The sequence below is a fragment of the Gilliamella sp. App6-5 genome, from assembly GCF_001690525.1.
Lineage (GTDB): Bacteria > Pseudomonadota > Gammaproteobacteria > Enterobacterales > Orbaceae > Gilliamella > Gilliamella apicola_H.
The window spans coordinates 1-24,728 of sequence record NZ_LZGT01000050.1 but is presented as its reverse complement, the minus strand read 5'-3'; the positions used below and the strand labels follow the sequence as shown (position 1 = coordinate 24,728).

The following is a 24,728-nucleotide window of genomic DNA, read 5'->3' as shown; positions in this document are numbered from 1 at the left end:
TTATAACCCCCTGACTTTTGCTTTTCTTATCAAGCAAGACTAATATAATAGGCAAACTCATCTTATGACTGCACATAATTAAATACTTCTACGATCGACAACACAAAAAATTATCTGATTTTTCATAATAGTGATTTATAATAATTAAATATTCGGTATAATCAGCCTCCCCTTAGACTCAACAAATTAATATATATGAAAAAAATCAAACTATTATTTATTACAATATTACTAACTTTGCTTTCTACCGTTGCTTTAGCAGACACAAAAGTATTATTACAAACCAGCATGGGCGACATTGAAATTGAACTAGATAGCGAACATGCCCCAATTACTACTAAAAATTTTCTTGATTATGTCAATAGTGGCTTCTATGAGAATTTAACTTTCCATCGCGTCATTCCTGGATTTATGATTCAAGGTGGTGGTGCTGATGATCAACTCAAATTCAAAGACAATAATGCGCCTATTAAAAATGAAGCAGATAACGGCTTAAAAAATGATCGTGGCACCATTGCAATGGCAAGAACCAGTGAAGTAAATAGTGCAACCAGTCAATTTTTTATCAACGTAGTCGACAATAATTTTCTTAATTACCAATCTCCAGAAAGTTACGGCTATGCGGTGTTTGGTAAAGTGATTAAAGGTATGGACGTTGTTGACAAAATTGTTAATGCACCAACTAAACGTGTAGGTCCACATAGAGATGTCCCTGTTGAACCAATTTATATTAAAAAAGTTGCGGTTATTAAAAATAATTAAACAATCTTTACTTTTTAAAGAAATAAAAAACCACTTTTTCAAGTGGTTTTTTCGATATTATTGAAGCTGACAAAGTAAATTAGCAATTGTCCTCACCCCAATTCCCGTTGCGCCTGTTGCCCATAATGCTGTAGCGCTTTTACGGAATGTTGCGGAGCAATCAACATGTAACCAGTTTTGTTGATAGTTTTTAATAAAATGTGATAAAAAAGCTGCGGCAGTACTCGCACCCGCGGTATTAGGTAAACCTGAATTTGCCATATCGGCAAACGATGACGGAAATTGAGAACGGTGAAATTCGGCTAATGGTAATCGCCAAAAAGCTTCATGCTCAATATCGCTACTAGCTAACAATTGGCTAGCAAAGTTATCATCAAACGAAAGTAATGACTGATAATCATTCCCCACCGCAATCTTAGCCGCTCCAGTCAGTGTTGCACAATCAATAATATAATGAGGCTGATCATTATCAGCACAAATTAAACCATCAGCCAAAACTAGTCGCCCTTCTGCATCAGTGTTATCAACTTCAACCGTTTTACCGTTACGGTAATGAATAATATCGCCTAACTTAAACGCATTGCCACTGACTAAATTATCGGCACAACATAAATAGAGTTTGATCCGATGATGTAGCCCTCGTGCAATCGCTAGCGCTAAAGCCCCCGTTACTAATGCAGCACCGCCCATATCTGAACGCATTGATTCCATAAAGCTACTTGGTTTTAAACTATAACCGCCCGAATCAAACGTAATCCCCTTGCCAACTAAACAAGCAGTAATCGGTGCGTTAGGGTCTTTAGTGGGATTATAATCAAGCTCAAGTAACGTAGCTGGCCTATCTGACCCCTTACCTACCGTATAAATCCCCATATAATCGCGCTCTTTTAAAGCTTCGCCTGAAATGATGTTATAAGTGGTATCAGCTGAATAGGCACTGACCAATTTTGCACTTTGTGTTGCTAGTGCTAACGGACTTAATGTTTCGGCTTGCTCATTAACAATGTCCCGACACCAATCAATAATCGCTAAGCGATGTTTTAATTCTTGCTTATCTTTGCTATTGAGTTTTGGCCAAGTTACCTTGGTGCTTTTTTTGGCATTACGATAACCTAACCAAAAATGCCAACAAGCCTCAAGATCCCAGTTTTCGCCACTTAGTTTAACCAAATTTATTCCTTGCTGATCAAGTTTTCTTCCCGCACGTTGAATCGCTCCTAAGCGATGCTCCGGTTTATAGTGAATAGTAATTGTATCGTTCGAAAAACTCAGCAGTGCATCTTTTCCCCATTGCGTTGGCGCAGCTTTATCAGAAAGTAAAACAGATAACATTGACATAATAAGTACCTTAAATCATTCGTAATAGTAGAAACAGTGGATTAATTCTAATCAGAAACATGTTAATATAGCAAGAAAAGTTAAGTATAAATAAGGGGTAGTAATGACTTGTGTTGTACCAATAAAAAATGGAGTTAATTTTCGTGATTTAGGTGGAATCAAAACAACCGATGGACGTCAAATTCGATCGGGTCTGCTATACCGCTCAGGTGCATTCTCATTGATCACGCCAGAAGAGCAATCTTTTTTATCTGATGAGTTAAACCTACACTATATTTTAGACTATCGCGATCCCGATGAAATTGCTCGAAATCCAGATAAATTATGGCAAAACACTCATTATATTAATGTACCTGCTAACCCTTTGAGCGATACAGTCACCGCAAGTTTAACAAGCGATCTAGCCAATGCCCACCAAGCAATGAAAAAAAATGCACCATTTGATTTTATGGTTAAACTATACCAGCTACTACCATTTAATAACCCTGCCTACCAAAAACTTTCGTCAATCTTACTGACCTCACAAGGTAAACCACTAGTGCAACATTGCGCGGTGGGTAAAGATCGCACGGGTGTTGGCGTCGCATTAACGCTGTTTGCTTTAGGTGTGAGTGAAGAAGTTATCATGCAAGATTATTTGCTAACTGAACAACTATTGTCGGATTATCGTGAAAATCTATTACGACAATACCAACATAAGGTTACTCCTGATGAATTTGAAAACCGCAAATTAATTTTTGCCGCCAAAAAAGAGTATTTAACAGCCGCATTTGACGCAATTAAAATGCGTTATGATTCTATTGACGATTGGTTATCACAGGAATATCAATTAAATGCAAACAATAGAAAAAGAATCCAAGATATCTATCTAGTTTAATAAATTGTAATGATTTATTTTGCCATAAAAGATAATGGCAAAATGCTATATTAAGATAACAAAATCCATTTAGAAATCGGTTGATTACTGTTTACAGACAGATGAACATTGCCCACTTGACGATATTGATAATAGAAATCTTGCCCAAAAGGCGCTGTAATCATCTGCTGTTTTAAGTTAACTTTAACCGATTTTATTTGCCAAACCCCTTTGGCATATAGTTTTAATGCAGACTCTTTCAACGTCCATAATTGCCAAAAAGCCGCTAATGTATCGTCTTGCTTAAGCATCCATTGATATTCATCATCCGCAAAAAAATTTTTAGCCACATTTAAATAATTTTTGCGCGGGCGTGCCACTTCAATATCGAGCCCAATCATCCCTGTTAATGAAATGGCTACCGCCACCTCATCTTGGCTATGACTAATATTAAAGTCTGGTAAATGGCGTTCTAAAAAACAAGGGCGACTATTATCGCCAATGACCATTTCCGGTAAAGTTGGAATATGACAGTACTGCTTAAGCAAATTGGCCAATATTGAGCGACACACTAAAAATTGTTTTTTGCGTTCATCATTGAATTTATCAGCTTCAGCAACAATCTGTGGAGGCAATAATGAAAAGTCAATTTCGGTATGATTCAAATTAGCAAGTTGAATTATTAGTGTCATCAGTCAGTAAGCATTCACAAAAATTATTTTTTACTATTTTAGCAGCATGCTATTCTAACTGTTATAAAAATATAAAAATTTATAAAATTGCAAAAGGAATCATTATGTCATTACCAACAAAATTAGTTCATGCAGGACGTAAAAAGCGATATACACAAGGTGCGGTTAATTCGGTTATTCAACGTGCATCCTCACTGGTTTTTGATTCTATTGAAACCAAAAAAGAAGCCACAAAAAATCGTGCCAATGGTGCATTATTCTACGGCCGCCGCGGCACATTGACCCATTTTGCACTACAAGAAGCGATGGTTGAAATTGAAGGGGGAGCAGGTTGTTACCTTTATCCATGTGGTGCAGCGGCTATTACTAATGCCATTTTAGCTTTTGTGAAAACAGGCGATCATATTTTAGTATCAGAAGCCGTTTACGAACCCACTCAAGATTTTTGCCAACACATTTTAAAAGATTTTGGTGTTCAAACCGATTACTTCTCGCCATTAATTGGTCGCTATATCACAAATCACATTAAGCCGAATACGAAAGTCGTATTTTTAGAATCACCAAGCTCAATTACGATGGAAATTCACGATATACCATTGATTGTTAAAGCCATTCGTAGTGTTAATCCTGAAATCATCATTATGATAGATAACACATGGAGTGCCGGGATTTTATTTAAAGCGTTAGAACATGATATTGATATCTCAATACAAGCGGGTACTAAATACCTTATCGGCCATTCTGATGCCATGATAGGTACCGCGGTTGCTAACGAGCGCTGTTGGGAAACTTTGCGCGAACGATCTTACTTAATGGGACAAATGTGTGATGCGGATACCGCCTATATGGCTGCACGCGGTTTACGCACATTAGCAATACGATTAAAACAACATCACGAAAGCGGTTTAAAAGTAGCAAAATGGTTAGCAAGTCACCCAAAAGTGGCGACCGTCAATCACCCAGCATTAGAAAGTTGTAAAGGACACGAATTTTTTAAACGTGACTTTTCGGGCGCAAGTGGCTTATTTTCATTTATACTCAAAGATCGATTAACCGACGTGCAATTGTCTGATTTTCTTGATAACTTAACTTATTTTTCAATGGCTTATTCATGGGGTGGATTTGAGTCATTGATTTTAGCTAATCAACCCGAAGAACTCGCAAACATTAGACCAGTATCTGGCATAGACTTTGCGGGAACACTGATTCGGCTACATATAGGTCTTGAAGATCCTGATGATTTAATTGCCGATCTTGCGGCTGGTTTAGACAGAATCAAACAACACAAAAATAAAGCCAATGCATTACAAAGCTTGGTATAATTAAACAGAAGATGAATAACCCACACCAAACAATGTTTGATGAAAGCATCAAACAAACAATTATGCATAAAATCACACACCACAAAGCACTACTGGTTGCTTATAGTGGTGGTGTGGATTCAACTGTATTAATGCATGCACTAGTTGCACTCAAACAGCAATTATTACCTGATTTAAAGCTAAGGGCAATCTATATTCATCATGGTTTGAGCAGCTATGCTGACAACTGGGCAATGCATTGCCAAAAACAATGCCAAACATGGCAAGTTCCACTGATTATTGAAAAAGTCAAACTCGACCCTAATGCAGGAAATATCGAAGAACAAGCCAGAAATGCGCGTTACCAAGCTATCTATCGTCATTTAAAAAATGATGAAACCTTATGTACTGCGCAACATCTTGATGATCAATGCGAAACTTTCTTTTTAGCATTAAAACGTGGTAGTGGTCCTGCGGGATTGGCCGCCATGCCACAGGAAAATCAGCAACATCTTCGCCCTTTATTAACAATTTCACGCGCACAAATTGAAGCTTATGCTAATCATCATCAACTCAACTGGATAGAAGATGAAAGCAACCAAGATGATCGTTATGACCGCAATTTTTTACGCTTAAAGGTCTTACCAATACTGAATCAACGCTGGCCACATTTTTCGCAAATGGTGGCACGCAGTGCTGAATTATGTCAGCAACAAGAAGCGTTAATTAATGAATTATTATTAGCTGATTTTCAACAAATGGTTAGCCAACAAGGACAGCTAAATCTAGCGCCTTTAATGACGTGTTCAGAATATAAACGCAATGCTGTGTTGCGCATGTGGCTGCGTTCCCAACAAATGACTATGCCAAGCCAAAAGCAAGTAGCACTCATTTGGCAAACGGTTGTGCTAGCAAAAGAAGATGCCAACCCTAAATTCATACTACATTGCAGGCAAATTCGTCGCTATCAAAATCAACTCTATTTATTACCGTTATACCAAAATATTGAACAACAAATCCTCAACTGGGATTTGGCTTTACCTTTAATTCTGCCAGATAGTGTTGGTGAATTGCAGATTAATTATCACACTGATTTATCTTGCCGTTTACCATATGCAGATGAACAAGTCACCGTACGATTTCATGCCCAAGGACAATTTCAAATTATCAATCGCAATGGCTCGCGATCAATAAAAAAGTTATGGCAAGAACATAACATTCCACCGTGGATGCGTACACGAATCCCGTTAATTTACTATAATGAACAACTGATCTGCGCTGTTGGTAAGTTTGTTACCGAACAAGGAAAAGGCACACAAATCGGTTTTAGACTCGTGAATAATGGCTTATAGGTTTTATCGATGATGTTTAATATGCAAAACAATAATACACTTAAAAGATTAGCTAAAATAATCATATTTGTTAAAGGCAATATAGCTTAGTTAAATAAACAAAAGCTATTAAGGTTAATATGATTATCAGCAAATATCAGGATTTATCACCATTATGCTTCTATCTGATTATCTAAAATCTACAGATATTGAATTAATCCATAATAGGTTAAAAAAACTAGCTATGACAAGCTTAAAGCACATTCTTAATAATAACCACACCGAATTAGAGCTTAATACTAAGCAAGATATCAAAACACTGACTTTTCGTGAAAGTCTAAGTGTGATTTTAACGGGAGGTTATACTGAACCTGTTTTTCAAATGTGCTTAAAAATTTATAAAGATGAAATGTATCTTGGTTATTATCACTATTTGACAACATTAGACTTTACCTTTGTTGATGAATTCTTTGTAATCAGATAGAATCAATTATTTTATTGTAGATCAAGTAGATGTTAATTTATGATAAAAAAATACATTTATTAAGCTACTGTCTTTGCCTGTTACTACCATTAAAAACGCAAGCAGTTGTTGTCAATGATGTTACAGGTATGACACCAGTACAAGTCGCTGCGATTGTGCAACCAGAATCGACCCAGCAGGTCGCCGAACTGGTCAAAAATGCCACTGGTCCAATTAGTATCGCTGGAGGAAAATATAGCATGGGTGGACAAACAGCAATAACAGGCGCAATCCAGATAGATACGCAAAAGCTGAACCATGTGATTGATTTTAATCCTGAGCAAAAACGTTTAACCATTGAGACCGGCGCAAGTTGGCGTCAAGTACAAGAACTTATTGATCCCTATAACTTATCGGTAAAAATCATGCAAAGCTATGCCAATTTCAGTATTGGCGGTTCAATGAGTGTGAATGTGCATGGTCGCTATATTGGAGAAAGGCCCATTATCCTATCTGTCGAACAGTTCAAAATCGTACTTGCCAATGGTTCAGTAGTAATAGCCAGCCCAGAAGAAAATCAGGATATATTTTATGGTGCTATTGGCGGCTATGGTGGCTTAGGCGTTATCACAGAAGTCACATTGCAACTTACTGATAATGTTAAGGTAAAACGTATTAATGAAGTTATGCCTATGACAAAGTATCACTCGTATTTCACTCAGCATATCCGTCCTGATAAAACCGCAATATTTCACAATGCCATAATCTATCCGCCTGATTTTAAAAAAGTCCGTGCAGTCACATTTAAACAAACACAAGAACCACTGACTATTTTGGATAGATTAAGACCTAACGATAAATCTTCAAATAATCAACAGGTAAAACTAAAAATCGTCTCTTCATCTACTTTAGGCAAAGAATTACGAAAAGTTCATGATGATGGCGATTATATAAAACAACCCGTGATGTGGCGTAATTATGAAGCCAGTTACGATGTAGCCAGTTTACAGCCTATTGCTGAAAAAATAAAAGTTATGCGCTACAAAAATATTTTATACCGGTAGAACGGTTTGATGATTTTTATCCCCAATTAATTGCTATTGTGAAAAAACATCAGGCGAATATCATCAATATTTCTATTCGACATGCAAATCCAGATAGCGGTTCGTTGCTGACATGGGCCAAAACGGAATTGTTTGCTTTTGTTATTTATTATCAGCAAACGACCGATGAACATAGTAAAGAGCAGGTAGGGATCTGGACTCGAGAGTTAATCGATGCGGTACTAGCCAATGCTGGCAGTTATTATTTACCCTATCAATTACATGCAACCGCTGAACAGTTTCAGCGCGCATATCCACAAGCCGAGCGTTTTTTTAAACTTAAAGCACGGTTAGATCCAGAAAATAAATTTAGTAATATGCTGTTGGATCGATACCGTCCTAAAACTATTGAGTCACCAAAACAAAAATATAGTTATCTTGGCTATTATTCTATTCAATGACTTTTAATTCTAACCAAGAATAAAGGAGGCTATAAGCCTCCTTACCAAACCAAACTACACTATCTATTTTCCGATCTTGCTTTCCAACGTTTAAGTAACAACGCATTAGTAACCACACTCACGCTACTTAACGCCATGGCAGCACCGGCTATCATTGGATTTAAAAAACCGAATGCCGCTAGCGGAATACCAATCAAATTATAGAAAAATGCCCAAAATAGATTTTGTTTAATTTTATGATAAGTTCGGCGCGAAATATCAATTGCATCAGCAATTAAAAACAGATTACCACGCATAAGAGTAATACTTGCTGCATGCATAGCCACATCGGTGCCCGTGCCCATGGCTATACCAATATCCGCAGCAGCCAATGCTGGCGCATCATTAATCCCATCCCCCACCATTGCCACTCGATTATGGCTATCAACATGACTTTCTTTTTGTAATTGATAAACATAATTGGCTTTATCTTGCGGTAACACTTCAGCAATGACTTTATCCAAGCCTAACTGCTGCCCAACGTAATTCGCCGCTTTCTGGTTATCTCCGGTTAACATAACGTTTTTTACATTTAACTGATGCAATGCTTCAATGGCATTTTTTGCTTCTTGCTTGATTACATCAGCAAAACCAAATAGCGCTAATATCACCACATTACCTTCTAATTGCTGCTTAGCTAAAAATGAAATGGTGTAACCTTTACTGGCTAACTCATTAATCTTATCATCCATACCAACAAAATAGGCATTTAATGATTTCATCCATCGCAAGCTACCTAAATAATACTCCGTATTATCAACAGTTGCCATCACCCCCGATCCTGCTACCGAGGTAATATTTTGAGCATAACCATACTCTTTAGCCTTACTTAAAATGGCTTTGGCAAGTGGATGCTCACTACCAGCTTGTAATGATGCGGCGAGCGATAAAATTTGATCGGGCGTCTCACTGCCTATAATATCCATTTCGACTAATTCAGGCTTACCGATGGTGAGAGTGCCGGTTTTATCAAATGCGACCGTATTAACATTGTGCAGCGTTTCTAACGCTTCGGCATCTTTAATTAAAATACCATGGCGAGCAGCCACCCCAGTCCCCACCATAATCGCGGTTGGTGTTGCCAAGCCTAACGCACATGGGCAAGCAATTACTAACACCGCAACCGCATAAAGTAATGCTTGCTGCCAATCATGCAATATCATTCCCCAAGCCAATAGCGTAACTAGTGCAATCAATAAAATCACCGGCACAAAAATCGCACTAATGCGATCAACGATTCGTTGAATCGGCGCTTTCTTGGCCTGAGCCGATTCAACCATTTCAATGATTTTAGATAAAGTAGAATCGGCCTGAATAGCTGTGGTTTTAACAAGTAGTAAGCCTTCACCATTAATCGTACCACCAGTCACCACATCGTTAACGGATTTATTTACAGGCAAGCTCTCACCGGTTAACATCGATTCATCGCTACTTGATGTACCTTCAATCACAATACCATCAACAGCAATACGCTCGCCGGGCTTAACAATAACAATATCCCCCACATTAACTTGGCTAATGGGTAAACTCACTTCTTGATCACCTTGCTTGACTAACGCAACATCTGGCCGTAGCGCACTAAGCGCTGCAATTGCTTGGGTGGTTTGATGTTTAGCTCTTGATTCTAGCCATTTACCGATCAAGATTAAGGTAATAATAATAACTGACGATTCAAAATAAAGATGTTCACCATTGCCAGTCATCACCTGATAAACCGATAATCCATACGCAGCACTTGTGCCGATAGCAACCAATAAATCCATATTGCCAGCCCCTGCTTTAACAGCACTAAAGCCACTTCGATAAAATTTAGCCCCCAAGCCAAATTGTACAACCGATGCAATCCCCCATTGCAACCAAGCAGGTATCATCCAATTTATCCCAAACGGCGCTAATAACATAGGCAACACAAAAGGCATAGCCAGTATTACAGCAGTAACAATAGTCCAGTTAGCTAATTGTTTTTTCAATTTTTTTTGATCACCTGCTGTCTCAGTAATTTTAACCGCATGATAACCCGCTTTATCAACCGCAGACATCAATGTTTCGAGCTTTACATATGCATCAGCATCAACCGTTGCTTTTTCGGTGGCGAGATTAACGCTAACATCAATCACACCATCGACTTTTTTAAGTGCTTTTTCAACGCGCCCAACACAAGATGCGCAGCTCATATCTTCAACAATAAAATGATATTGGACCGTGTTCATGATATATACCCTATATGGTTTATGGAGTTTAAAGTTAGTATATACTGAATATTAGAGGTTATGCACAAAAATAAAGCGGTGATCACAGGGCTTATAAAACCCTGTGAAAAAAGAAAGGAAATTAGTTACGTAATTTTTCTGGCCAATCGTTTTGGGTAGAAACTAATAAATCTTTTACAATTCTAGGATTACCAGCCACAACATTGCCCGAAACCATATAATTATTACCACCAGCAAAATCGGTAATAACGCCGCCAGCCTCACGCAAAATCAGCTCACCAGCAGCGATATCCCATGGTTTTAAGCCAATTTCAAAAAAGCCATCTAAACGACCTGCGGCAACATAAGCCAAATCTAAAGCGGCCGAACCTGCGCGACGAAAATCGCCACACTTAACAAACAACTTTTGCAAAACAGCAAAATAGCTGTCGCTGTATTGTTTAGCTTTAAACGGGAAAGCTGTTGCCAGTACGCTACCGTCTAAATCTTTGGCATTACTTACACGAATGCGGTAACCATTAAGTTGAGCGCCTTTACCACGAGCAGCTGTAAACAGCTCATTACTCATTGGATTATAAACCACGGCAATTTCGGTTTTCCCTTTAACTCGCGCAGCAATTGATACAGCAAAATGAGGGATATTTTTGATAAAGTTAGTCGTACCATCAATTGGATCAATTATCCACTGTGTATCGGCATCATTACCTTTAGCAAGCCCACTTTCTTCGGCAATAATAGTATGGTCGGGATAGGCTTTTTTGATTGTTTCAATAATCAAAGCTTCAGCCGCACGATCAGCATTAGTGGCAAAATCATTAGCGCCTTTGGCTTCGATTTCGATTGAACTAGGATTTTCATAAGCCTTAATGGCCACATTGCCTGCTTTACGAGCAGCGCGAATAGCAATATTCAGCATCGGATGCATAATTTTCTTCCAATTGATGATGTTAAAGAACGGATTGATTTAGTAAGACTGATTCAGAGATACTAAAAATTACCGCATAGTATAAAGGTTTTGCGACTTTATTGCCAGAGTGTGTTGGAATTGATAGGTAAAATAGTTTTGGCTGGGCTGTTAGTAAAAGCCATGGAAACTTGGGATGTTTGTGGTCAAAAAACAGCACAAAATAGAACATTCTATTTATAACACCGAAAGACCGCATAAGGCATTAAATAATAAGACATCCATTGAATATAAAACACTAAAACAAGCGGCGTCATTTTCTACGTCAGTTGTATGCTCACTATGAGGTATTTACATCACTGTTCACTTTATAGGTTATATTTTTGTAAAAAATATTCAGGATTCTATACCGTTTCGTGATGAGTCGAAGCTTCGCGGTAACCATTCGTTAAAACCTGCGATCAGCATCGATCAATCAAAAATTCACAAACCGCCTAGCTCAAACAACGGGGAAAAGCCGACAGCGATAGGGACTTGAATAAAGACAATGCAGTTAATTTTAGGCTGTATTTTTTGTAAAAAATATTCAGGATTCTATACCGTTTCGTGATGAGTCGAAGCTTCGCGGTAACCATTCGTTAAAACCTGCGATCAGCATCGTATCAATCAGAAATTCACAAAACCGTCTAGCTCAAACAACGGGGAAAGCCGAAAACGATAAGGACTTGAATAAAGGCGGGTTGTTTACTTTTAGACTGTATTTTTTGTAAAAAATATTCAGGATTCTATACCGTTTCGTGATGAGTCGAAGCTTCGCAGTCACTATTCGTTAAAACCTGCGATCAGCATCGTATCAATCAAAAATTCACAAACCGCCTAGCTCAAACAACGGGGAAAAGCCGAAAGCGATAGGGACTTGAATAAAGACAAGGCAGTTAATTTTAGGCTGTATTTTTTGTAAAAAATATTCAGGATTCTATACCGTTTCGTGATGAGTCGAAGCTTCGCGGTAACCATTCGTTAAAACCTGCGATCAGCATCATAATTAATCAGGAATTCACGATACCCGCTTGCTAACGGGACTTTTATGGCGATGTGGCATAACCAGCAAATAGTTAGAGATGTAAAAGAGAGAGAACAAAAGCTTAAGCAATGTCTGGTAAAAAGCCCTATGTGTTTTTAGCGGGTTAATTTAATCATAAAATGTAAATAACCCGATATTTTCTTACACAGATTATACTTTGTATGATAGAAAATGATTTTAAAAAATATGATAGATGAATTTTAAATCACCAAGCTAAATTTTATTATCGTCATTTTCCCATCCTAGATTTTGTGCAATTGCCTTTACGGGTGAAACGCGATTCCGTCACTATATGCTTTTAGTTTAAGTAAAAGTAACTGAAAGACTTATTTTATTCATCTTTCCCCCATTTTGCCAAAATAAATACCGATGCATAATTAGCCTATATCAGCTTAAGTATGAACTACTGTTTCTTAGCTGTATCTATAATTGCGTTCTTTTCGTGTATATTTCAAACACGCTTTGCCATCAGGCATAAAATAAGTTCCATACTTAACTAGTCCACCTTCTTTAAAATGACAAATAAGTTCATAACCAAGCACCATTGAATCACTGCTTTCTTCTGCAATATTAACCTTAATTGATGCAAGCCTTGGTTCATAAAGAAGCAGTGTTTTCTCAATTGCTCTCATTAAAACATAAGCCGATGACGGTAAAGCTTGAAAGATCGTTGACATATCGGGTAATCCATAATCTGGCATGTGTTTTACAGCACCTGCTCGGCTATTTAAAATACGTTCAATATTATCCATTACGCTGATAATTGTCTGTTCATTTTCACTTACATCTTCAACGGCTATGCCTGATTCAAAATAACCATAAAGCTGGTCGTATAATGACGCACCCATTTATTTTTCTTCCACCAATTTTATTGTGTATTGACTTGCGATTATTTGACGTGGTTGAGTAATGTTTAAGTCTCCGCGTTTTAACACTAGTCGCCAGCTATTATCTTTTAAGTCTGGTTCTTTATAAAGCGCAGCAATACCTACCACTTTAGCCTTTTTATCAAATGCAACATCAATAGAAATCGCGGTATCTGGCTTTAATACTATTTCTTTACTTTCAATCAATGAATCTTTTAGTTCATCACTATCTTGATCAACTAACTCTTGATAAGCAACAGAATTAAAAACGTCAGCTTCTTTTAATTGATAAATTCGAATCACAACTGGTGAGGATCGCCCTTCATCATCTATATTTAACTCAGCTCTTGCTGTAATATCTAAATGTAAAGTTCTTACATCCCATTTAAAAACAGAGTTGCTCAAATCAGTTGCTTTTTCTGAGACACTTTGCGCAATACCACATCCTGTTAGACACATAGTTAATAAGATAGTAATGAATATATTAATTATTTTCATATTTATTCCTTTCTTTATATTATGCTGCATAACTAATGCCGCAATAGCAGCCTAAATTTACAGCGACTTCATCTTGAATAGGTTCACCATCTACTGTTTTTTTAGTAAACGATGCGGTTTGTCCTAATCGACTATTTTTAGATACCAATTGACTACGAGGTAAAAATTGGCGCTGAATATAGAGCGTCATTTTGGCATCCACTTGATATCCCAAGTAAGCGCGTAATAGAGCCAATAAGTCATGATATAATTGCCCACCAGGTAGTAAGTCTGCAATCTGGCTTTCGTATTGTGGAGTAATTGCAATATGGATGGTTTGATTACATTCTCTAAAGCGAGATCCTAATATAGCACCACCATCTAAAGCAGCTCGTTCATGTCGTTTCCCCCCCAACTGTGCGGGATTATCAATTGATTGCCAAACTGGATGAAACTCACTTACAACAACTTTTGCATCATTGACTAACACTCGCACTAACCCAACTATACCTTCGGCTGTACGTGTTTTTTGTGTAATTAAACCTAATAATGCTAAAAAACGAGATAGTGGCGTACCAATTTGTTTACTTGTCCCTTCAATACCAAATCCCGTTAATCCAAGTAAACATAATGATATTGGATCTTTTCCACCATCTAAAAAGCTTGCTGGATAATGATATTTCAACCAAATCCGATAAAATTGGGTTATTATTCGATGGTTAAATATATCTAAAAAGTCGGTCATGGCTTGATAGTTTTCTTCACGACGAATAATATTATCAAGTAAGCCAAGAGGTAATACAGCATCAACACCATACAACCCTAAAAATCGAGTTCTAACTGTTGTTGGCCGATTAATATAAGGTGCCCTCTCTATATATTTCAATTCACTGGCAGGAAAAGACATATCGATAGATGGAGCAAAACGCAAAGGATCCGCTGTTGGGGTTTCGTGTTTACCCAATACAGGACCATCTGCATAAATTTGTTCAATTAATTGACAAAAACGATAAAAATTCATTTTTGGCAGGTTCTTTTCAAGAGCCTGCATTAAAGGACTGCTTTCGATGCTTTGCTGTGATGCCATACAATTTTATTTCCTGTTGGTAAAACTATAATCGCTAATTGCGTAAATAAGTTAACATCGGCATATAATGCAAAAAATTGGTGTAACAATTCACCAAAAAGCATCACATCACCATCACCTGTAAATTGGTAACTATTAATTGTCACCTCAATTTCTATACCGCGTTGCAACATCCCTTTTTCAACACGTTTAATCATTCGATGAGAAACGTCTACTATTCCCTCTAAACGCCGGCGATTTAATTCGTTATCTGTCCAATCATATAAAGCAAGTGTTCCACGCAATACTTCTGCATTCATTAATGACAGATAATTAGGTGCTAAATGCGATAGCACTCGCCAATAAAAGCGATCTTCTGTTGGAGGATAACAAGGTAACGTTGGAGAACATAAATTTCGCACTTTTGCAATAAAATTTTGCGAATGACACAGCTCATGAATTCGAGCATTACGTAATGCTTTACGCGGTAACATGCCATTAGTGCCAGTAATGCGTAATGATAAAGTTTCTGGCTCAAGCTCATCGTCTTTATCCCAAACCTTACCGCCCAAAATCAACCAAGTATCGTGTAAACCCGATGCACCTTTACGAACTCGAGTATGATAATACCTTTCTGGAGCATCATGCCGTAACATACCACCTCGATGTTTAAAGCTCGTAAAAGGGACATAGTGGTAACGTCCATTACGAGTGATAGACTCGACATGCTCAACAGAATGAACCTCAACATGTCCACTTTGACGCAATAATGGACGAAGCAAATATTCACTTTCTAATTGGTTAACAACAATAGGATCAGCTTCCATATCGAATAAATTAATGGCTGGTACACAATGCAAACGAATATTGCTATGGTCAAAAGGCATATCACTTGGCCAAGTTTGATTAAGCAATAGTTCGATATCAATGTAATCACATTGTTCCGGAATAGCATGTTGCTCTAATCCATGTAAATCAACAAACATAAATTTTTCACGAAATGCAAAATACTCTAATAATAGTTGATACCCAGCAAAAGCATTATCAGGTTTTAACCACAAACGCTCATCGTCACCAAAACCGACTGGGGTTATTTTACCTTGCAAATTTATGCGTTTTTCAGGTTGGGTTGCATAACGCAAGTATATTGAAGCTACCTGCTGTGTTAACGCATAATATAACGCTGATGCAATCGGTCCATCTGCATTTAAATATAATCGTAGTTGGGACAAGTCAAGTAGTTTAAGATCAGCTAACTCACCAAAACGGAGACGAAGCGTAATCATGCTTCGACCATCATAATTGATACCTATTTTTGCTTGACTGATTTGTATTGGTTGTAGTTTTACTGCTTGTGTCGTACGATATGGGCACTGCGTACCTGCCTGACCAAGTGGTTCTGTCTGTACTTGTAATCCTTTGGGAATCACTTCTGGGCAAGATAATGTCATATAATTTGGCGTTAATTCAATAATAGACAATGACGGAATTAACCGCAAATAGTGTGGCCAAAGTAGGCTTACTAAACTTTCAGTAAGTTCAGGTAAATCATCATCAATTTTTTGGCGTAGCCGCCCAGTTAAAAAAGCAAAGCCTTCAAATAATCGCTCCACATAAGGATCACGATCACCAACGCGATCTAAATTCAGTTGACTTGCTCTATCAGGGTGAATTTTCGAAAATTCTTTTCCTGCATCTCGCAAGTAACGCATTTCTGATTCATAATAACGTAAAATTAAATCATCCATTGTTTATCTCTTTATTCTTTATATTATTTAGTCTGATTATTTTTTATCGTTGATAAAATTACATCACACTTAATGCCCTTGCTGGATCTAGATGAATTAGCTCTTGTTGTAATAACTCAACTAACTCTAACAAATGTGGCTTGATTATCTCTTTAGATTTCGTTTTTTGCTTGATTAATCGCAATAAACATCGCTTAACCTCAAACACCAATTCTTGCTCCCACTGTAATAATGTCAAGGATTGTTGCTGATTATTCAAACCAATAAATAACTTTAATGCAATATCTTGCTTGCCAAGTTGCTCTGCAACTCTTGCCTGTGTATATTGCAATAAAAAGCGTTGTTTAGGGGAACGTAACAATGGCAAGTTTTGTAGCCAATAAAACGCTTTTTCTAAACTTTCAGCATGAGCTAGCTCTAAAGCTTGCTTTTCAATTTCATTCCAATCATCATCAGCAGATACTGCAATGGGTTGCATACTGTCACCTTCATCTAAATGATGAATACGCGCATTATTTGCAATCCAATCTAATGTTTCATCATCAGCAAATGGCATACCATTTTCAAAAAATAGGTGCTCAACACCATTTAACCGCTCTAACATCAACCCAATATCGGTTAAATAAATATCCGCCCATGATTGATAAGGCTGTCCCATTTTTTGTAACGACATTACCGTTGCCCGTTGCAAATCTAACCAAAAATGATTAGCACTTTCCATAAAAGCAGCTTCAACACGTTCAAAAAGCTCTGACCATTGTTGTTGAAGAATTAAACGGTTAATATGCTGTTTAAGCTCTGTTCTTGGGGCAGGTAGTCGTGTTTTTCCCCGATGATCAGCAGGCGGTAAATCAATAATCGTATCCCATCTCAGCACCCTTAAAAAGCGACCAGCAGCAAGATAACCATCAGGCTTTTCACGTAAAAAAGTCGCCATTTTTCGGGCCAGATCGAGCAAATCCCGTTGAGAACCAATCTTCATGCCAGTTATATTTTTAGGCGAATCTAATTGCGAAGAAGGTTCTGGGGCTACCGGAGAGGCTTGCGCAACATTGGCCGTTTTAACAGGTTGACTTATACCACTATTAAAAAAGTGAACTAACGCTGACAAATCTGGCGAGTCAATAGGTTGATTAGGATCATCACTAACAAAAAGTTTTTGGCAACAATGATCAATTTGATTTAACGCAACAATAATACGCGTCAAGCAAAGTTCAGGTATAGGACGTAATTGAGTAAGTTGATCAACAAATTTTGCATTAGCAAGCCATTCTACCGCATTTTTACGAATATTATGCCGTGAAGGGTAAATTGATGAACCAAATTTATCCAGTAACCCAGCTAACAGCTCAACACCATCAGCAAAGCCATCCGCACCATCGATATATAAGCGTGCCAAACAATAATAAGTTGCAACACGAATATCTTTACTATTTTGTTTTAATATTGTTTCACTTTCAGTAATAATCAGTGGGTAATCAACCCCTGACAATTTTGCGATCTCTTCTTTAATTTCTTGGAATGTATCGTGATAGGTTAGATCCTCACCTGTAGGCTTGTCTGGTGCAATGGGTTGCAACCAATCATTCCAACGTTGGTTTAACTCCCTTGTCACAGATTGACTAGGGGTTTGTTGCCCTAAAAAACGGCTTAATAATTGGCTAAACATAATAATAATCCAATATTTTATTTTAATTAATTGTTATTCAAATACCGTTTTCGGTAAAGTAAAATTACGTAACTTCAATAATGTTAATGGACCACCCCCTAACTGAGTACGTAAAATAAATCTTAACTTACGTTGATCTGGTGCTTTCCAAACAATTTCATAACGGCTTGAATCCAACGGTTTGACAGAAGCTGAACCAAGTAAACGGATCCACGCCCAATCACCACTATAGTATTTATAAAGCCGTAATCCTGACGTATCACTACTCCAGCTTAGCTGTGAATAAGGTGAGTATCCATCGCCTGGCCAATTAAAGCGTTTCCAAGTAGGAGACTGGTTAAAATACTCCAGCTTTTGCTTATTAACCACCAATTCTGTCCGCGTAATTTTGCTACCACTACGCGGCATGATATCAAATGATAAAGCGACATCCCCTGTTGTAAGCAGCTCTGCCGATAATTCATTAAATAATTCCAACGCATCAAGAAACTTGGGTGAAAAATTAAGACCTTGAGCATTGACAGAATTGATAACCCAACTTCCACCTTTCTTTTCCAACACGCCACTTAGCTCACTGGTGATAAAACTATCAATAATTCCTGTATCGGCACGTAAAAAACGGGCTAGCTCAGCCAATGATGCTTCGTTGTCACTATTCTTAAAAGGATAGCGACCAGCAAAAGATTTTTCCCATTGGCTAACAATATAATTTTGCCAAACCTCATTAAAACTATTGGCCGCTGGTGCTAACACCACTTGCCATGATTGTTCTAGCGGTCGTTTAAATAAGCTATAACCAAATCCAGACCACTCTTCACCTAAATTAGCGGCAATTAAGTTTCCATAATCTCGCGTTTCGGTTAAATCAATCGAAGTACCTTTAAAAACACTTTTCGCTAATCCTTGCATCATCGCTTGAGGATCGGCACTATTGGCTATATTTTGTAATTTTAAACGAACTTGAGTAATGCGTAACAAATAGGTCTGCAAAGAAAGTCCATTCGTATTGTTATTATTAAGCAAACTAGTAACAGGTAAAAATGTTGCTGTTAATGGTCCAGAGGCCTCGTTATTTATCGGCAATCCTGTCTTTGATTTATTTCCAATCAACTCTTGGGCAGAACGAATTAAATTATCGGATAAACCATCACCTGAATAAGCAACTTCAGACTGATACTTAACCACATTGATTAAAGCAATTAAAGGAGACTGACGAGTATCAGCAAGTAATGTCAGTTGCTCAATAACATCTGAAACATTATTAGATGAATGCCACTGGATTGTATTTAAAAAGTTTAACCATGCAGCACCATATTCACTAAAATAACGGTCGGTTAGTTGTTTTTTTAACGTATCAGGGGAAATTGAAGCCGTTAAATCATTTTCTCCATCACTCAATACCCAATCAATTTGTTCTTTTCGATATTTTGCCACCTCAGCAATTTCATCTTTAATAGTATTATCCCAAGCTTTGCGAGTATAAACGCCAGGAATCTCGGTATCCGTTGAAAACAGCATTTGACTATCTAACCCTTCAAGTAACTGATTCAAATTTTGATTTGCATAATGCTGGCTCGCTCGTTGAATCATCTCTTGATAAAGTGTATTAACAGCATTTTGTACACCAATTTTATTAATTAAAATTTGTCTAACGTCTTTTACTAAACGAGTATCATTACTTTGCGCCCAATCAGGATGTAAATTAAGCATCTGCCCCCAAAAACGAACCAAATCAGGCATAAGTCGTTGCCAATCACCATCACTCACACCTTCTGGCGCTCGCCATTTAGTTGTAGCAAACTGACTCAAATAAATCCCATCACTCTTATCTGGGTATCCCATCATTAAATAGGCTTTTAATACATCATATGCAGAATCGACTAATTTTTCCCGACGAGAATCACCTGGTGGTAATTCAGTTAATAAGTTCAAATAATCGGTCATGATATTATGAAATGGCGTAGCAATATTACGTGAATTTGTGGCGCGATAGGTAAGCCACATTCTTTTAAGTACCTCATCATTATGATTTAAGCCAAACCGATTAAATAAGGGCGCACCATGTTGTTGACGATAAAGTAACTGCTCTAAATGCTGTTGTAACTGCTGTTGTATTTGCAACCGTGAAGTATAATCTTGTTTAATGGAATCATCAGCTTGCTTAACAAGTTCAAAACTATCATCAATAAGCGATGCATTTCGAAAATACGAAGTACACAGCGCTATACACATTACGCCCATAAGTGAAAGTAGTGCATAACAAGACCAAATATCCCATTGGATCCCCATGCGTCGCCCCATTTGTGAATTAGCATCATCTCGAATTGATTGCCATGTCGGAGTCATGGCTAAAGAATGCTCAAAAATGGGCATATTTTCATTATTTGACTTTGATTGAGGAGGAGCAAAAAAGAGTCCTCGAACATGAGGAGAATAAGGAAAAGCAATTAGGGATGTTAAATAACGTCTAATATTCGTGATATCGCGCTTAACTAAATCCTGACTTAATTTGAGCAAAAACGAATAACAAGTATTATCTTTAAGTTGCCTTACGCCACGTTGACTACACTCTTTTGCTAATTGATTAAGAGACACAACAACCGATTCCATGTCCTCTTGTTTTAACTCAGTGAAAAGCACGCCAACACTCTGCTCTACCCGCCCTGTTTGTGACCATTCACACAGCTGCCCCGCAACTAAATAAAGCGGCGCAGACCATTTTAAAACTTTATTACGAGCTTGCAGCTTTAATACCGCCTTTTCAAGCAATAATTGTTGTTGGCGGTTATCATTAAGATAATGCTTAGGCGCAATCCAAATAACTGCATCAAGCGGTTTGCTAAAAAATGGTAAAATACGTGAGAAATATTTTTTTAAGGTTTCTAACCATTGTGTATTTGGCTCATCTTGAATATCGCCACCGTACACCATGAGTGTATTATCAGACAATTGCCATTGATCTTGTGACAAATTAGGTAATAAATGCTCAACGTCAGAGTGATGCCCCAAAACTAAACATTTACAAACTTTATAACGCCAAAAAAAGCCATAACGATATCGACACTGTTTTTGAATATCCAGAAATTCAGCAAATGGAATGACTTTTCGTTGTTTTTGCTTTTTATTTTCTGTTGGGTTAAGTCCCTCACGCTTAGCTTTTTCTTGATTCCATAATTTGTATCCCATTGTGAAGATAGCGGGTAAAAATAACAAACCTAATAGCAGTAACATTACTTGCACCCAAATGGAGGTTTTTTCCTTCATTGTGTCATAACCAAACTTATCACCAAAAAAAATAAGTGCTAAGGTTAATAATATGGTGCCTAAAAATATAAGCAAAATATAACCAATGTTTTTCCATTTATTTTTCATTTACTATTCCCCATTTACTGCTGTCACGACTGAAAGCAACCATTGATTTTGGTTTATTGCTGCAATTAAATTATTTTGTTTTGTTTGAATTACCGTTTCGCATGTCAATGCTAGTGAAAGCCAGAAAGAAAATTCTGTTTGATTACCAACAATACTTTCTAATTGATACATCTGTTCAGGAGAAATTTCCCATTCAGCCAACTGTTTAGTAACATCTACTTGTTTTTTGTTATCAAGATTTGAAAACCAAAGTTGTTTTATCTGATGAATGGCTGGTTGGATTTCGGCCATCTGCTGAACGCCTAAAGGCATATCCGAGGTTATCATTGGCCTTAAAATTTCACTTTTTGCTATGTCAATTGCTAAATCTTGATAGTATGCCTTATCCATCAATAAAAAAGCACACAAGAAAGCCGTTCCTGAAGAGCTAGTGTTATTAATAATAATTAAGTGTATGGCTGATTGAGAACTATCAATCCATTCATTTAATTTATCAATATCACTATGATTCATAACATGGTGGGATACTGTATAAGGTTGTGCTATTTTTACACTACCACAAACATCATTAAACTTATTTTCAATAAGACCATATGATTCAGGTGATGAGTAAACAATAACATTGATCGGTTCTTTAATAGGAAGTTGTGATAACACATCTCGCATTGACACAAATAAACTTTCAATAGATTCAATCAAATCAAATTTTTCTTCAAATGCTATTGATTTATTAATTTTAGAAGTCGCATCAGGATTATTTGTCAAAAGGTCTTTTAGTTTGAGTTCATTTGGTAAAACATAGAAACTATCAAGAACAACTAATGATTGCATTGCCCAATTTTGCCAATTTTGCTCAATATTCTTTTGTTCATGTAGCCATAGTTCATATTCTTCTTGCGCCAGCCCATAAAGATAAAGCCGAATACTAATAGCAATACCCTCTATTACGGTCGAAATCAATACAATGCTTAACCAAAACTGCCATTGCAAAAAATAATTGTTATCAGTCCACATTAAAGCAAGCGCGATACTTGAAATTAAAATTAATACGATAAAAAAGAATAGCCACCATCCACGATGTAATGCTTTAGGCGCTTTTAATGAATCAATGATGATAGGTTTAGACCAAGACATAATATTATTCCATTATTGCAGAGCTAATTGTAGAAAGAACCTTACAGCCACATTCACATAAACACTGATCAATGACCACAAGCTTACCATCAGAAAAGCCCATTTTAGCCCCTTCAATAATTTTATTTATGCCATGATCTTTTTTAGGACAACTGACAAGATCACCAATCAAAGCGACAGGTTTTCCTTCAATTATTGTCTTTGAGGATGCTGATATGACCGAACCACCATGTGTTGTTGGATCGCCTAATCGAACCACATTTTTACCCATTGTTTTATCCCTTCATTTTTATGTTTATTATTTATTGACTAATGTCTAAAGTTTTTATATTTGAATAGCTTTTAATTTTCTATAAAACAATACATTCCTACTTGTCATAAACTTATTGCCTAAAATTGATAAAGCCAACTTGGTTGATCTCCTCTATGTTGCAACTTCGCTTACATTTTCATTTTATATTTACGCGATATCTTATCAGGAATTAAAAATTACTCTAATTACCGTTTTTATTAATCAATATATAAAGATATCTTGTAGAAAGAAAATCTTTCACTATCAAATGTCATCTGCTTTAGAATTAACTTTAAATAACGGCTACCTTTATTATTTACATCGCTTTCTTTTTATTGTTAACCTCTATTCGCTTTTTTGCCAAGTACGTTGGCTCATAGTAAAAAGATATCATACTTTCCCCCCTGTGATTTAGGCCGTCTAATATCTAGATCGGCGACATCCTTATATTGGGCGAAATATTTTCTCTGCACAAAGAAATTGAGCAAAATATTGCTTGTTTATTATAGATAAATTAATATTATAGGCATCTTACCAACCTAAAAGCATAAAAATTTACCCCCGTAAGTGTAACATGTGTTGCTTAATTTTTTTATATAATATAATATAAAAAAATCCGGAGCACAAAAAGTATTCTATCCAAATATCAGCAAAAATAATATTATCCAGCGTAAATTCACCAGATAAAAACAGAAGAATTACTATAAAAAAATACATACAATAAAAGCTGATCTTCAAATTTTTTGAATATTGATTTTAATACGTTAATCTCTTGTTCTAGTAATGCAAATAAACTCATCGCCCAGACAAGGTAAAACAGGTGGTTTGGCATTGTAACTATCCCCTAAAATAGTACAGCACAAAAGTAGAAAATTCTCTATGATAAAAGTAAAGGGGATTTAATTATGAAAAAAATGACTGAACATCAAATCGTCGCTATTTTAAAAGAAGCTGAAGCAGGTATTCCTGTCAAGGAACTCTGCCGTAAATAGGGCATGGGGAATTCAACTTTCTATAAATGGCGAGAAAAATACGGCGGAATGGAAACTTCGGATATCAAACGCTTAAAAGAGCTGGAGGCTGAAAACCGTAAGCTTAAACAGATGTTTGCCGAACTGAGCTTAAAATCCCAGCTTCAGGAAGAAATCATAAAAAAGCTTTAGTGCCCACAAAGGTACGTAAAATGTGGGCACAGCAACTACAACAAAATCATTCAGTTACTATTGCTATGAGTTGTGCCATTGTTGGCTTAAGCCGTTGTGCTTACTATTATCAACCTAAGTTACAGGATGATTCAGTGATTATTTCGGTGTTGAATGCTGTCACAGACCGGCATTTACGCTGGGGTTTTCCTAAATGTTTTAATCGTATCAGAAAGCTCGGCTATCAATGGAATCATAAACGGGTATATCGGGTGTATTGTGAATTAAAGCTTAATCTCAGGGTAAAGCGTAAAAAACGCATTCCTCCACGATGCCCGGAAAGGTTATTAGTCCCCAATAAACAAGGTGAATGTTGGTCAATGGATTTTATGAGTGACAGTAGTCGTAATCAACGTCGCTTTAGGACATTCAATGTCATCGATGACTTTAATCGTGAGGCGTTAGGGATTGATATTGC

General features: G+C 37.0%; 22 protein-coding genes. 10 read left to right on the top strand and 12 right to left on the bottom strand.

The genetic code is table 11. From position 1 onward, the window contains the following. Nucleotides 1-189 precede the first annotated feature (189 nt). Nucleotides 190-762 carry a peptidylprolyl isomerase gene (locus A9G24_RS06470; protein WP_442902756.1) on the top strand — a complete coding sequence of 191 codons (573 nt, stop codon included), beginning with the start codon at nt 190-192 and terminating at the stop codon, nt 760-762. Nucleotides 763-819: 57 nt separating this feature from the next. Here the strand turns inward: A9G24_RS06470 and pepB are convergent, their stop codons facing one another. Next, complete coding sequence (gene pepB / locus A9G24_RS06465; protein WP_065638297.1) at nt 820-2,100, bottom strand: aminopeptidase PepB; 1,281 nt, start codon at nt 2,098-2,100, stop codon at nt 820-822. Nucleotides 2,101-2,203: 103 nt separating this feature from the next. On the opposite strand from pepB, the gene A9G24_RS06460 reads away from it, so the two are divergent. Beyond that, entirely contained in the window at nt 2,204-2,977 is a 774-nt protein-coding gene (locus A9G24_RS06460; RefSeq protein WP_065638296.1) for a tyrosine-protein phosphatase, read from the top strand. A 50-nt stretch (nt 2,978-3,027) separates the two neighbouring features. On the opposite strand, the gene A9G24_RS06455 is transcribed toward A9G24_RS06460, so the two are convergent. Further along, complete coding sequence (locus A9G24_RS06455; RefSeq protein ID WP_065638295.1) at nt 3,028-3,648, bottom strand: 4'-phosphopantetheinyl transferase family protein; 621 nt, start codon at nt 3,646-3,648, stop codon at nt 3,028-3,030. Nucleotides 3,649-3,752: 104 nt separating this feature from the next. Here A9G24_RS06455 and metC point away from each other — a divergent pair, with 104 nt between their 5' ends. From metC to A9G24_RS06430, 5 genes are all read left to right on the top strand, one after another. Next, entirely contained in the window at nt 3,753-4,970 is a 1,218-nt protein-coding gene (gene metC, locus A9G24_RS06450; RefSeq protein ID WP_065638326.1) for a cystathionine beta-lyase, read from the top strand. 32 nt (nt 4,971-5,002) lie between these two features. Further along, nucleotides 5,003-6,301 carry a tRNA lysidine(34) synthetase TilS gene (gene tilS / locus A9G24_RS06445; protein ID WP_065638325.1) on the top strand — a complete coding sequence of 433 codons (1,299 nt, stop codon included), beginning with the start codon at nt 5,003-5,005 and terminating at the stop codon, nt 6,299-6,301. A 154-nt stretch (nt 6,302-6,455) separates the two neighbouring features. Further along, on the top strand, nt 6,456-6,764 hold the full coding sequence (locus A9G24_RS06440; protein WP_065638294.1) for a hypothetical protein: 309 nt from the start codon (nt 6,456-6,458) through the stop codon (nt 6,762-6,764). 29 nt (nt 6,765-6,793) lie between these two features. After that, entirely contained in the window at nt 6,794-7,807 is a 1,014-nt protein-coding gene (locus A9G24_RS06435) for an FAD-binding oxidoreductase (protein WP_065638293.1), read from the top strand. 38 nt (nt 7,808-7,845) lie between these two features. Beyond that, nucleotides 7,846-8,247 carry a hypothetical protein gene (locus A9G24_RS06430; RefSeq protein WP_065638292.1) on the top strand — a complete coding sequence of 134 codons (402 nt, stop codon included), beginning with the start codon at nt 7,846-7,848 and terminating at the stop codon, nt 8,245-8,247. Nucleotides 8,248-8,306: 59 nt separating this feature from the next. On the opposite strand, the gene A9G24_RS06425 is transcribed toward A9G24_RS06430, so the two are convergent. Further along, nucleotides 8,307-10,496 (bottom strand): heavy metal translocating P-type ATPase, encoded by a 2,190-nt coding sequence (locus A9G24_RS06425; protein ID WP_065638291.1) that lies wholly within the window; start codon nt 10,494-10,496, stop codon nt 8,307-8,309. A 121-nt stretch (nt 10,497-10,617) separates the two neighbouring features. Continuing rightward, nucleotides 10,618-11,421 carry an inositol-1-monophosphatase gene (gene suhB, locus A9G24_RS06420; protein WP_065638290.1) on the bottom strand — a complete coding sequence of 268 codons (804 nt, stop codon included), beginning with the start codon at nt 11,419-11,421 and terminating at the stop codon, nt 10,618-10,620. A 175-nt stretch (nt 11,422-11,596) separates the two neighbouring features. Between suhB and A9G24_RS12705 the strand changes: the two genes are divergently transcribed. Next, nucleotides 11,597-11,746 carry a transposase gene (locus A9G24_RS12705; RefSeq protein ID WP_141673093.1) on the top strand — a complete coding sequence of 50 codons (150 nt, stop codon included), beginning with the start codon at nt 11,597-11,599 and terminating at the stop codon, nt 11,744-11,746. A gap of 1,151 nt (nt 11,747-12,897) precedes the next feature. Here the strand turns inward: A9G24_RS12705 and tssE are convergent. From tssE to A9G24_RS06380, 8 genes are read right to left on the bottom strand one after another with little or no spacing between them, the layout of a single operon-like run. Then, complete coding sequence (gene tssE / locus A9G24_RS06415) at nt 12,898-13,332, bottom strand: type VI secretion system baseplate subunit TssE (protein WP_065638289.1); 435 nt, start codon at nt 13,330-13,332, stop codon at nt 12,898-12,900. Then, a complete protein-coding gene (tssJ, locus tag A9G24_RS06410; RefSeq protein ID WP_065638288.1) occupies nt 13,333-13,848 on the bottom strand; it encodes a type VI secretion system lipoprotein TssJ in 516 nt (171 codons plus the stop codon). It lies immediately after the preceding gene. A 19-nt stretch (nt 13,849-13,867) separates the two neighbouring features. Beyond that, complete coding sequence (gene tssG, locus A9G24_RS06405) at nt 13,868-14,914, bottom strand: type VI secretion system baseplate subunit TssG (protein ID WP_065638287.1); 1,047 nt, start codon at nt 14,912-14,914, stop codon at nt 13,868-13,870. After that, a complete protein-coding gene (tssF, locus tag A9G24_RS06400; protein ID WP_065638286.1) occupies nt 14,878-16,641 on the bottom strand; it encodes a type VI secretion system baseplate subunit TssF in 1,764 nt (587 codons plus the stop codon). Before tssF ends, tssG begins: the two co-directional genes overlap by 37 nt. 58 nt (nt 16,642-16,699) lie before the next feature. Further along, on the bottom strand, nt 16,700-18,310 hold the full coding sequence (gene tssA / locus A9G24_RS06395) for a type VI secretion system protein TssA (protein ID WP_065638285.1): 1,611 nt from the start codon (nt 18,308-18,310) through the stop codon (nt 16,700-16,702). Between the two features lie 33 nt (nt 18,311-18,343). Further along, a complete protein-coding gene (locus A9G24_RS06390) occupies nt 18,344-21,682 on the bottom strand; it encodes an ImcF-related family protein (RefSeq protein WP_065638284.1) in 3,339 nt (1,112 codons plus the stop codon). A gap of 3 nt (nt 21,683-21,685) precedes the next feature. After that, nucleotides 21,686-22,816: a hypothetical protein gene (locus A9G24_RS06385; protein WP_065638283.1), complete on the bottom strand. Its 1,131-nt coding sequence runs from the start codon at nt 22,814-22,816 to the stop codon at nt 21,686-21,688. Between the two features lie 4 nt (nt 22,817-22,820). Next, nucleotides 22,821-23,087: a PAAR domain-containing protein gene (locus A9G24_RS06380; protein WP_065638282.1), complete on the bottom strand. Its 267-nt coding sequence runs from the start codon at nt 23,085-23,087 to the stop codon at nt 22,821-22,823. A 1,016-nt stretch (nt 23,088-24,103) separates the two neighbouring features. On the opposite strand from A9G24_RS06380, the gene A9G24_RS12700 reads away from it, so the two are divergent. Both A9G24_RS12700 and A9G24_RS06370 read left to right on the top strand, forming a co-directional pair. Beyond that, entirely contained in the window at nt 24,104-24,271 is a 168-nt protein-coding gene (locus A9G24_RS12700; protein WP_081297217.1) for a transposase, read from the top strand. Nucleotides 24,272-24,291: 20 nt separating this feature from the next. Continuing rightward, nucleotides 24,292-24,728: IS3 family transposase (locus A9G24_RS06370; RefSeq protein WP_141673092.1), on the top strand; the 437-nt coding region annotated here is incomplete at its 3' end.